At 74.0% G+C, this 10,697-nt stretch carries 8 protein-coding genes; 4 read left to right on the forward strand and 4 right to left on the reverse strand.

Translation table 11 applies throughout. The features are described from left to right. Positions 1–222 precede the first annotated feature (222 nt). Positions 223–4,671: a hypothetical protein gene (locus tag ABD345_RS17320; protein ID WP_344553070.1), complete on the forward strand. Its 4,449-nt coding sequence runs from the start codon at positions 223–225 to the stop codon at positions 4,669–4,671. A gap of 108 nt (positions 4,672–4,779) precedes the next feature. After that, positions 4,780–5,709 carry a coiled-coil domain-containing protein gene (locus ABD345_RS17325; protein WP_100836326.1) on the forward strand — a complete coding sequence of 310 codons (930 nt, stop codon included), beginning with the start codon at positions 4,780–4,782 and terminating at the stop codon, positions 5,707–5,709. A gap of 101 nt (positions 5,710–5,810) precedes the next feature. On the opposite strand, the gene ABD345_RS17330 is transcribed toward ABD345_RS17325, so the two are convergent. Next, positions 5,811–6,602 carry an alpha/beta fold hydrolase gene (locus ABD345_RS17330; protein ID WP_344553071.1) on the reverse strand — a complete coding sequence of 264 codons (792 nt, stop codon included), beginning with the start codon at positions 6,600–6,602 and terminating at the stop codon, positions 5,811–5,813. A gap of 96 nt (positions 6,603–6,698) precedes the next feature. Here ABD345_RS17330 and ABD345_RS17335 point away from each other — a divergent pair, with 96 nt between their 5' ends. Both ABD345_RS17335 and ABD345_RS17340 read left to right on the forward strand, forming a co-directional pair. Beyond that, positions 6,699–7,673 carry an ABC transporter ATP-binding protein gene (locus ABD345_RS17335; RefSeq protein ID WP_344553072.1) on the forward strand — a complete coding sequence of 325 codons (975 nt, stop codon included), beginning with the start codon at positions 6,699–6,701 and terminating at the stop codon, positions 7,671–7,673. A gap of 1 nt (position 7,674) precedes the next feature. After that, complete coding sequence (locus ABD345_RS17340) at positions 7,675–8,442, forward strand: ABC transporter permease (RefSeq protein WP_344553073.1); 768 nt, start codon at positions 7,675–7,677, stop codon at positions 8,440–8,442. Between the two features lie 14 nt (positions 8,443–8,456). On the opposite strand, the gene ABD345_RS17345 is transcribed toward ABD345_RS17340, so the two are convergent. From ABD345_RS17345 to ABD345_RS17355, 3 genes are all read right to left on the reverse strand, one after another. Continuing rightward, on the reverse strand, positions 8,457–8,771 hold the full coding sequence (locus tag ABD345_RS17345) for an ATP/GTP-binding protein (RefSeq protein ID WP_380274612.1): 315 nt from the start codon (positions 8,769–8,771) through the stop codon (positions 8,457–8,459). A gap of 121 nt (positions 8,772–8,892) precedes the next feature. Then, entirely contained in the window at positions 8,893–9,285 is a 393-nt protein-coding gene (locus ABD345_RS17350) for a hypothetical protein (protein WP_344553075.1), read from the reverse strand. Then, positions 9,282–10,697: RHS repeat-associated core domain-containing protein (locus tag ABD345_RS17355; RefSeq protein ID WP_344553077.1), on the reverse strand; the 1,416-nt coding region annotated here is incomplete at its 5' end. The genes ABD345_RS17350 and ABD345_RS17355, both read right to left, overlap by 4 nt.

The following is a 10,697-nucleotide window of genomic DNA, read 5'->3' on the forward strand; positions in this document are numbered from 1 at the left end:
ACTACAATGCCCAGGTGCGCCGGTACCACCGTTCCGCGCGCCACAGGGGAGTCCACGACGCGGGCACGGCCGGACGGTCGCCGTTCGGATCTGTCACCATTCTCCAGAGGCAACATTTCGCTCAGGAGTCCACCCGGACGGTGGAGCGATTGCAAGGACCAACCGGTCCGCCCGTGGAGCACTGGGCGGAGCGGCCCGGTCGAGGACGCGACCAGGAGATGGATGGACCGCGGAGTGCGGGGCTACGACCGCTACGAGGCTGAGGATCACCTCTCCAAGTTCGAGGCCGAGCTGGAGAAGGCCCGCAAGGAGCGGGACAAGACCATCGAGCACGCCGACGACCTCGCCTACCAGGTGGAGGTGCTCCGGGCCAAGCTGCACGAGGCCCGCCGGCAGCTCGCTCAGCCGCGCGCCTTCGACTCCGTCTCCGGCCAGGCCGAGCAGGTCCTGCGCAACGCCGAGATGCAGGCCGAGGCGCTGCGCGCGGACGCCGAGCGCGCCGTGCGCGAGTCCCAGGCCGCCACCCAGCGGATGATGGCCGAGGCCGCCGAGCGCACCTCCCAGCTGGAGGCCGAGTTCAACGCCCGGCGCCGCCGGCTGGAGGAGGAGCTCGCCGAGTTCCGGGCCGCCGCCGAACGCCACGTCAACGAGAACGTCAACTGGGCGGAGCAGACCCGCGCCGGCACCGAGCAGGAGGCCCAGCGCCTGCTGCAGGAGGCCCGGGCCGAGGCCGAGCGGATGATGGCCGCCGTCCGCGCCGAGGCCGCCGCCCTCGCCGACCAGGCCCGCGCCCAGACCGCCGCCGACGTGGACGCCGCCCGCGGCGAGGCCCAGGCCCAGGCCGAGGCCGCCCTGCTGCGCGCCCAGACCGACGCCGAGCGCCTGCTGCGCGCCGCCTCCGAGCAGGCCCAGCAGACCGGCGCCCAGGCCGAGGAGCACCGCGCCGCCGCCCTCGGCGCCGCCCAGCAGCAGCTGGCCGAGGCGCACGCCGCCGCCGAGCAGAAGCTCGCCGCCGCCGAGGCCCAGATCACCACCCTCAAGCAGCAGGCCCTCGCCGACCAGGAGCGCGCCGAGGCCGCTCTGGCCGGCGCCCAGGCCGAGATAGAGCGGCTGCGCGCCGAGGCCCTGGCCGAGACCGAGCGGGCCCGCGCCGAGGCCGCCCGGATGCGCGAGGAGGCCACCGCCGCCGCCGAGCGCCTGCAGGCCGAGGCCACCAGCGAGGCCGAGCGCAAGGTCGCCGACGGCGCCGCCGCCAGCGAGCAGCGCTCCGCCACCGCCCGCGCCGAGATCGCCAAGATGGTGGCCGCCGCCACCCGCGAGGCCGACCTGATCCGCTCCGCCGCCGCCACCGTGCAGGCCGAGGCGGACGCCGCCCGGGCTGCCGCCCGCGAGGAGAGCGAGCGCCTGCGCGGCGCCGCCGAGTCGGTCGCCACCGAGCTGCGCGCCGAGGCCGAGGCGGAGATCGCCGAGCGCCGGGCCGCCGCCGAGGCGGAGGCCGCCGCGCTGCGCGAGGCCGCCGCCGCCGAGGCCGCGCGGATCCGCACCGACGCGGAGGACGCCGGCCGGGCCGAGGGCGCCAAGGACGCGGCGCTGCGGCTGGCCCGCGCCGCCAAGCAGGCCGAGGAGGTGCTCGCCCGGGCGGGCACCGACGCCGAGGCCACCCGCGGCGAGGCCGCCGCCGAGGCCGAGCGGTTGGTCGAGCACGCCAAGTCCGAGGCCGGCACCCTGCTGGAGCAGGCCCGCGAGGCCGTCGAGCAGGCGCAGAACGCCGCCATGGAGGACGCCGCCTCGATCCGCGAGCAGCTGGAGCGGATGCAGGCCGAGGCCGCGCTGGCCCGCGAGCAGGCCGAGGAGCAGCGCGCCGCCGCCGAGGCGGAGGCCGAGCGGGTCCGGGCCGAGGCCCGCCGGCAGGCCGCCGTGCAGGTCGAGGAGTCCGCGAAGCAGGCCGAGGAGCTGCTGACCACCGCCAAGTCCGACGCGGACGCGCTGCGCTCCGGCGCCGGCGAGGAGGTCGAGCGGCTGCGCACCGAGGCCCGCGAGCAGGCCGCCGCCGTCCAGGGCCGGGCCGAGCAGACCCTCGCCCGGGCCCGCGCCGAGGGCGAGAAGATCACCGCCGCCGCCGAGCGGGCCCGCACCGAGACGCTGGCCGCGGCCGAGGCCGCCGCCGAGGAGGCCCGGGCCGCCGCCGAACGGCACGGCGCCGAGCTGCGCGAGGAGGCCGCCGCCGCGGCCGCCGCCGCCCGCGCCGAGGCCGAGGCCGCCGCCGAGGCGCTGCGTGCCGACACCGCCCAGTGGGCCGAGCGGCACCGGGCCGAGGCCGAGGAGGCCGGGCGGGTCGTCCGCGCCGACGCCGAGGCCGCCGCCCGCGCCGTCGCCCACTGGGCCGAGGCCGCCGCCGAGGCGCTGCGCGAGGAGGCCGCCGCCGCCCGCGAGGCCGCCCGGGCCGCCCTGGAGCGCGAGCAGGCGCTGACCGCCGAGAAGCTGGCCGAGGCCGCCGCCATCCGGGAGGCCGCCGACGGCGAGGCCGAGCAGGTCCGCGAGGCCGCGGCCGCCGACGCCGCCCGGCTGCGCGAGAGTGCCGGGGCGGACGCCGCGCAGGCCCGCGCCGAGGCCGAGCAGGTCCTCGCCACCGCCCGTGCGGACGCCGGGGCGCTGGGCGTGGAGGCCGCCGCGGACCGGGCCGAGGCGACCCGGCTGCGCGAGCAGGCCGAGGCGTACGACCGCGAACTGCGGGCCACCGCGGAGCGCGAGACCACCGAGCTGCGCGAGACCGCCGAGCGGGAGAGCGCCGAGCTGCGGGCCGCGGCCGAGCGGGAAACCGCCGAACTGCGCGAGACCGCGGCGCGCGAGAGCGCCGAGCAGCGGGAGGCCGCCGAGGCGTACGACCGCGAACTGCGGGCCACCGCCGACCGGGAGACCGCCGAACTGCGCGAGACCGCGGCGCGCGAGAGCGCCGAACTGCGCGAGCAGGCCGAGGCGTACGACCGCGAGCTGCGCGAGAGCGCCGACCGGGAGACCGCCGAACTGCGCGAGGCCGCCGAGGCGTACGACCGCGAACTGCGGGCCACCGCCGACCGGGAGACCGCCGAGCTGCGCGAGCGGGCCGAGCACGCCGCCGAGCAGCTGCGGGCGAACGGTGAGGCGCGGGCCGCCGAGCTGGTCGCGGCGGCCGAGCAGGAGGCCGCCGAGGTCCGCCAGTCGGTGGCGGGCCTGCACGAGAAGGCCACCGGCCAGATCGCCGAGCTGCGGGCCGCCGCCGAGCGCGAGCGCGCCGAACTGCGCGAGCAGGCCGAGGCGTACGACCGCGAGCTGCGCGAGAGCGCCGACCGCGAGACCGCCGAACTGCGGGCCGCCGTGGCCGAGTTCGTGCAGCAGCAGCGCGCCGAGGCGGAGGCCGCCGCGCAGCGGACGCTGGCCGAGGCGGACGAGCTGGCGTCGGCGGCGCTGACCGAGGCCGAGGAGCGGGCGAACGCGCTGCGCTCGGACGCCGAGGAGTACGCGCTGGCGACCCGGACGCTGGCGGAGGACTTCGACGCGGACATCCGCGGCCGGGCCGAGTCCTTCGACCGGGAGACCCGGGAGGCCGCCGAGGCGTACGACCGGGCGACCCGCGAGCAGGCGAAGTCGGTGCTGGAGAAGGCGTTCGCGGACGCCGAGCAGCTCGGCGAGCAGGCCCAGGCGGAGGCGCTGGCGGTGGCCGCGGCCGCCGAGGAGCAGTCCGACGCGATGGTGTCGGCGGCCCGCCAGGAGGCGGACCGGCTGCGCGCCGAGGCCGAGGCGCAGGGCACCGCCGAGGTGGAGAAGGCCCGTTCGGACGCGGACGCGCTGCTGTCGGAGGCCCGGCGGGACTCCACGGCGATCCGCGAGCGGGCCGAGGAGCTGCGCGAGCGCACCGACGCCGAGATCGAGGCGCTGCACGAGCGGGCCCGCAAGGAGAACGCCCAGGCGATGAAGTCCGCCGGCGAGCGGGTGGACGCGCTGGTGACGGCGGCCCAGGAGCAGCTGACCGAGGCCGAGGAGCAGGCGCAGGCGCAGGTCGCGGAGGCCGAGGAGCGGGCGGCGGAGCTGATCGCGGCGGCCGAGTCGCGGGCGTCCGAGCTGACGTCGGAGGCGTCCGCGGAGGCGGGCCGGGTGCGGATCTCGGCGGTGCGCAAGGCCGAGACGCTGCTCAAGGAGGCCGAGAACAAGCTCGCGGACTCCACCACCCGCGCCGAGGCGCTGATCATCAAGGCGGAGGCGAAGCTCAAGGCCGCCGAGATGGAGTCGGAGGAGCAGCTGGAGGCGGCGGCCGACGAGGCCGCGTCGCGGCTCAAGCGGGCCGACGAGGAGGCCGAGAAGCGGGTGCGGCGGGCCGGTTCGGACGCCGAGGAGCAGCTGCGGCTGGCCGCCGAGGAGGCGGAGCGGCTGCTCGCCGAGGCCCGCTCGGAGGCCAAGCGCGTGACCGACGAGGGCCAGCGGGAGTTGGACGAACTGGTCCGCAGGCGCAAGGACATCAACACCGAGATCTCTCGGGTGCAGGACGTGTTGTCGGCGTTGGAGGCGTTCGAGGCCCCCGCTCCGTCGGCGCACGGCAACGGGGGAAGCAAGAAGGACGGAGGGCCCAAGGCTGGTGCCGGAGTGGGCTCTCCGCGGTCGGCGGGCAATCGCTCCGGGGGGGCGCCACCCGATTGAGCGGACATTGTCCGCGAACCGACGGTGTTTCGCCGTTGACACTCCGGTACCGTGTCAGGATTCCCTCAACCATCTCAGCGGTTTGACGACAGGAAGCCCAGAAATCCCATGAGCGACAGTCACTCCCCGCACGGCTTCGACCTGGTACGCCGTGGGTACGAGCGCGCCCAGGTCGACGAGCGGATCGCCAAGCTGGTGGCCGACCGAGACAGCGCGCTCTCCCGGATCAGCGCGCTGGAGAAGCGCATCGAGGAGCTCCACCTGGAGACCCAGACGGCCCAGGCCGCGGTCACCGACGCGGAGCCCTCGTACGCCGGTCTCGGTGCCCGCGTCGAGAAGATCCTCCGCCTCGCCGAGGAGGAGGCCAAGGACCTGCGCGACGAGGCGCACCGCGCCGCCGAGCAGCACCGCGAGCTCGCCGAGGCCGCCGCGCAGCAGGTCCGCACCGAGGCCGAGAACTACGCCAAGGACCGCAAGGCCAAGGCGGAGGACGAGGGCCTGCGGATCGTCGACAAGGCCAAGTCGGACGCGGCCCAGCTGCGCGCCGAGGCCAACAAGGACGCGCAGAACAAGCGCGAGGAGGCGGACGCCCTCTTCGAGGAGACCCGCACCAAGGCCGCGCAGGCCGCCCTGGAGTTCGAGACCAACCTGGCCAAGCGCCGGGAGCAGTCCGAGCGCGACCTGGCGGCCCGCCAGGCCAAGGCCGAGAAGCGGCTGGCCGAGATCGAGCACCGCGCCGAGCAGCTCCGCCTGGAGGCGGAGAAGCTGCGCACCGACGCGGAGCGCCGTTCCCGCCAGACCATCGAGACGGCGCAGCGCCAGGCCGAGGACATCGTGGCCGACGCCAACGCCAAGGCCGACCGGGTCCGCAGCGAGTCGGAGCGCGAGCTGGCGGCGCTCACCAACCGCCGCGACTCGATCAACGCGCAGCTGACCAACGTCCGCGAGATGCTGGCCACGCTGACCGGTGCGGCGGTCGCGGCGGCCTCGCTGCCGACCGACGACTCGCTGGGCGTGCCGGCGCAGCAGTCGCGCTGACGGCCTGACCGCCTTGTCGGGACACCGCTGAAGTCCTGAAGTGCCCGAAGGGGCCCGGAGCTCTCGCTCCGGGCCCCTTCGGCGTTCCGGCCCGGTCCCGGCTACTTGACGCGCTTGAGCAGGGCCCGGACGGCGGCGTTGAAGGTCTCCGGGGCCTCCAGCGAGGAGAGGTGGCCGACGGCCGGGATGACCGTCAGCTCGGCGTCGGAGAGCGCCTCGGCCATCATCCGGGCCTCGCTGAGCGGGGTGACGGTGTCGAGCTCGCCGACGATGACCGCGGCGGGCACCTCCAGGGCGGCCAGTTCGTCCAGCGAGTCGGGGCGGGCGGCCATCGCGCGCTGCGCCCAGGCGACCGCGGCCGGGTCCGCCTCGGCGATCATCTTCCGTACGGCGTCGGTGAGTTCGGGGTCGGTGCCGGGGGCGAGCAGGTTCTCCGCCATCCGCTCCTCGATCAGCAGGTCGACGCTGCCGCGTTCCAGGACGGCGGCGGCGACGCGTTCCCGGTTGGCGCGGGCGGCGTCGGTGTCGGTGGTGGCCTTGGTGTCGGCGAGGACGAGTCCGGCCAGCCGCTCGGGGTGGCGGCGGGCGAAGGCCATCGCGACGTAGCCGCCCATCGACAGGCCGCCCAGCACGGCGCGCTCGACGCCGAGGCCGTCCAGCAGGTCGGCGAGGTCGTCGGCGGCGGTGTCCAGCGACGGGGGGAGGTCGCCGAGCGGGGCGGTGCCGAAGCCGCGCTGGTCCGGTGCGATCACCCGGGCGTCGTCCCCGGCCGGGCCGGGTACGCGCTCCAGTTGGACCTCCCACATCCGCGCGGGGAGCGGGAAGGCGTGCAGCAGGACGAGCGGGGTGCCGGTGCCGTTCTCGCGGACGGTCGGCGCGCTGGACGAGGTCATGGTTCCACCGTAGGGCCCGGCGGGCGCACCCCGGGCGCAGGTTGTCCGATTCATCCGCTTTTTGCCATAACCTGGCCAGAGACCAAGGAGCGGCACATGATCGAGTTGCACCACCTGACGAAGCGTTACGGCGACAAGTTGGCCGTCGACGATCTGAGCTTCCGCATCCCGGAGGGCGTGGTGACCGGCTTCCTCGGCCCGAACGGCGCCGGCAAGTCCACCACCATGCGGATGATCCTCGACCTGGACCACCCCACCAGCGGCGAGGTCACCATCGGCGGCAAGCACTACGCCGAGATCCAGGACCCGCTGCGCCGGATCGGCGCCCTGCTGGAGGCCAAGGCGGTGCACCCCGGCCGCACCGCGTACGACCACCTGCTGTGGCTGGCCCAGTCGAACCGGGTGCCGCGCGCCCGGGTCGACGAGGTGCTCGACCTGGTCGGCCTGACCGCGGTGGCGAAGAAGCGCGCCCGCGGCTTCTCGCTCGGCATGGGCCAGCGCCTGGGCATCGCCTCCGCGCTGCTGGCCGACCCGCAGACCCTGATGTTCGACGAGCCGGTCAACGGGCTCGACCCCGAGGGCATCCTGTGGATCCGCAACCTGATGAAGCGGCTGGCCTCGGAGGGCCGCACCGTCTTCGTCTCCTCGCACCTGATGAGCGAGATGGCGCTGACCGCCGACCACCTGGTGGTGATCGGCCGCGGCCGGCTGCTCGCCGACCTGCCGATGGCCGAGTTCATCAAGCGCAACTCCCGCTCGGCCGTCCGGCTGCGCACCCCGCACCAGGAGCAACTGCTGAACGCCCTGCACGGCGCCGGCCTGACCGCCGAGGCCGGCCCGGACGGCGCCTGGGAGGTGGTCGACGGCGACCCGGTGGTGCTCGGCGAGCTGGCCGCCGCGCACGGCGTCACCCTGCACGAGCTGAGCCCGCAGCAGGCCTCGCTGGAGGAGGCGTTCATGCAGATGACGGCCGAGTCGGTGGAGTACCGCACCGGAAGCACCGACGAGCCCGCACCCGCACCGGCCTGGGGCGCAGGCTGGGACAACCGCCGGACCGGGAAGGAGAACTGAGATGGCCGCGTTCCCCGCCGTCGCGCAGTCCGAGTGGACGAAGGTCCGCAGCGTCCGCTCCACCGTCTGGACCCTCGCCGCGACCTTCCTGGTCACCCTGATCGCCGGCTTCCTGATCTCGCTGGTGACCAACCTGAACTACGAGGACGCCACCAAGGACCTGCACACGCCGTTCGACGCCACCAGCACCGCCTTCTCCGGCATCATCCTGGGCGAGCTGGCCATCGTGGTGTTCGGCGTGCTCGCTGTCGGCAACGAGTACAGCAGCGGCATGATCCGGGTCTCGCTGGCCGCCGTCCCGCAGCGCGCGATCCTGATGACCGCGAAGATCGCCGTGCTCACCGGGATCGCCCTGGCGGTATCGCTGGTGACGGTGTTCATCACCTTCTTCGCCGGCCAGGCCGCGCTGGGCGGGCACTCCACCGGCCTGGGCGAGCCGAACGTGCTGCGGGCGGTGTTCGGCGCCGCCTGCTACCTGACCCTGCTGTGCCTGTTCTCGGCCGGCATGACGGTGGTCCTGCGCAACCAGACCCTGGCCCTGGGCATCCTGATGCCGTTCTTCTTCCTGCTCTCGCCGATCCTGTCGATCGTGCCCTGGGTGGAGAACGTGGCGCGCTACTTCCCGGACCGCGCGGGCTCCGCCGCCATCCAGGTCTACCAGCCCAGCGACCAGCCGTACGGCCCGTGGGTCGGCCTGCTGATCTGCGCGCTGTGGACGGCCGCCGCACTGGTCTGCGGCTACCTGGTCCTGCAGAAGCGCGACGCCTGAGCTCCCGTCAGCCGTCAGTACTTCGGAGCGCCGCGGCCCCGCTGGAGGTTGGAGCCGCGGCGCTCCCGCGCTCCCCAGCAGGCCCGGTGCCAGTGCCGCCGGTCGTCCACGCCGCCGCCGTGGTCGGGCCAGGCCACCACGTGCCCGACGCCGGGCGGGATCTCCTGGTCGCAGCCGGGGCACCGGTAGTACCGCCCGGCGGTGCCCGCCACGGTCTGCACCACCCACTCCTCGCCCCGGTACTCCTCGGTCCGCCGCAGCGAACTCCCCATCGGTGCGCCGCCGCCCCGTTCCTCGGACTTCTCGATCCGGTTGCGACGCGGTGACACGTGGACTCCCCTTTTTTCCCGGCGTGCTGTGCCTCCAGGGTACGGGGCGCGGGCCGGACGGACAGTGGCACCGACCCGGTCGGGTCGGTGCCACTGTCCGTTCTGTGGGCGTGCTAGGGGATCACTCCCGTGGCATCAGCCAGGCGCCGAAGGCGACCTGGATCGCCACCAGGGCCAGGAAGGCCGCCCCGCCTCCCCCCATCAGCAGGAGCAGCACCGGCAGGAGGAGCGCGATGGTCGCCACCGGCCGGAAGGACTCACGCTTCCGGAGCCTCCCGACCAGCGGGATGATGACCAGGGAGGGAATCCCGACCACGCAGAAGAGCACCAGCCCGACATCGATCAGGCCCAGTTCGTTCTGGGTGGACGTGTAGGACGCCTCTCCGGTGGCCAGCAGGGAGACCAGGCCGCCGCCGCCGAACCAGAGCCCGGCGAACAGCAGCAGGTAGCGGGCCGCGGACCGTAGGAACCAGCGTCCGCCTTCACGCCGGGCACCGGTGGTTGTGGTGGTCACTTGTCCGGCATTCCATCGCTCCAGTGGCGGTCGGTGTTTTTGAACCACGGCATGGCGTTGAACCCCGTCTCAAGGCCGCCCAAACCTCGCTCCTCGTCCCTCGCGACGGTCTTCGGCGCTTGGCCCCTGCGGTACTGGACCACCTCCATGTTCGGATAGGCGTCGCCGACGCGTCCCACTCCGACCGACCCGCACTCGTTGACGTCCACCTTGATGTGGGTGTCGACCGCGAAGACCGGCAGCATGCTGTTGATGCCGTGGATGTCCACGTTGAGCCCACCGGGTCCCACCCAGTTGGCATTGATGGAGTTCTGGTGCTGCACGTTGACGCCCAGGTTCATCGGCCCTTCCACGATGTCCTTCGCCGGGATCATATGCGACGGCTGAGCGGGGGCCGGCGCTATCCCGCAGGTCAGGCACCCCATGGTCCCCTCAGAGGGTGTCGTGTGGGAGGGCGCGACGGTGAACGAGACCTCACCGGTCGCGGTGTCCCAGAAAAGCTCCATCCGATAACCGGCCTTCGGGTCGTCGGACCAGCTCCGGTTGTCACCGTACAGCTCTCCGAAGACCGCTGTCTTATCCTGGATGTAGAACCGCACCATGATGATGCCGTTGTCCTTGGGTGCCTGCTCAGCGGTCGCGTAGCGGTGGTGGGGGAAGACCCGCTTCCCGCCCTCCTCGTACGTTCCCCAGCCCTGGTTCTTCGCGTCCTCGTAGCCGTCGTAGCACCAACAATTGTAGTCGTCGCCGCTGTTGTCGTCCGTGCCGTAGGCAGATTTGCACATCCCACCGCACGGCGGCGGAGGCGGCGGCGACCCCACCAGTTGGGGATCGTCCGTCTCGACCGGGGCGCGGCTCAGACCGGTCGGGTCGCTGTGGGTGGTCGGGTTGCTGCCGGCGTACGCGTAGCCGCCGAGCTGCTGCGGGTCGTCCGCCTGGAGCACCGGGTCACCGCTGATGAACCGGCCGAGCACGGGGTCGTACTCGCGGGCGCCGACGTCGGTGTAGCCGGTGGTGGGGCTGACCGGTTTGGCGAGGAAGCCGCGGGTGGGGTCGGGCCAGCCGGTGCTGGTGCCGCGGGTCTGCCCGTAGGGCTTGTACTGCTTGCGGCTCACCGCCTGGCTGGTGGTGTCGACGGCCAGGGTCGCGGTGTCGTGCGGGTCCGCGATCAGGTAGCTCACTCCGCCGCCGGGCAGGTTGGAGACCACGGCCATCACCTTGCCGCCGGCGCTGTAGGTGCGCACCGCGCCGAGCAGGACCTTCGGGGTGGTGGAGGTGTTGACGACGATCTCGGTGTCACCTGCGAACAGGGTGGTCTGGCCCGAGCCGAGGTCGCGGCGGATCAGCTGGTTGCCGTCCGCGTCGTAGACGTACTTGGTGACGGCGGTGCCCTGGGTGATGGTGTCCACCCG

Source organism: Kitasatospora saccharophila (assembly GCF_039529925.1).
Lineage (GTDB): Bacteria > Actinomycetota > Actinomycetes > Streptomycetales > Streptomycetaceae > Kitasatospora > Kitasatospora saccharophila.

Excerpts from the sequence above, each read along its gene's own strand:
- ABD345_RS17320 (WP_344553070.1), top strand. The coding sequence starts at position 223 with ATGGACCGCGGAGTGCGGGGCTACGACCGCTACGAGGCTGAGGATCAC.
- ABD345_RS17330 (WP_344553071.1), bottom strand. The coding sequence starts at position 6,602 with ATGACCTCGTCCAGCGCGCCGACCGTCCGCGAGAACGGCACCGGCACC.
- ABD345_RS17335 (WP_344553072.1), top strand. The coding sequence starts at position 6,699 with ATGATCGAGTTGCACCACCTGACGAAGCGTTACGGCGACAAGTTGGCC.
- ABD345_RS17325 (WP_100836326.1), top strand. The coding sequence starts at position 4,780 with ATGAGCGACAGTCACTCCCCGCACGGCTTCGACCTGGTACGCCGTGGG.
- ABD345_RS17340 (WP_344553073.1), top strand. The coding sequence starts at position 7,675 with ATGGCCGCGTTCCCCGCCGTCGCGCAGTCCGAGTGGACGAAGGTCCGC.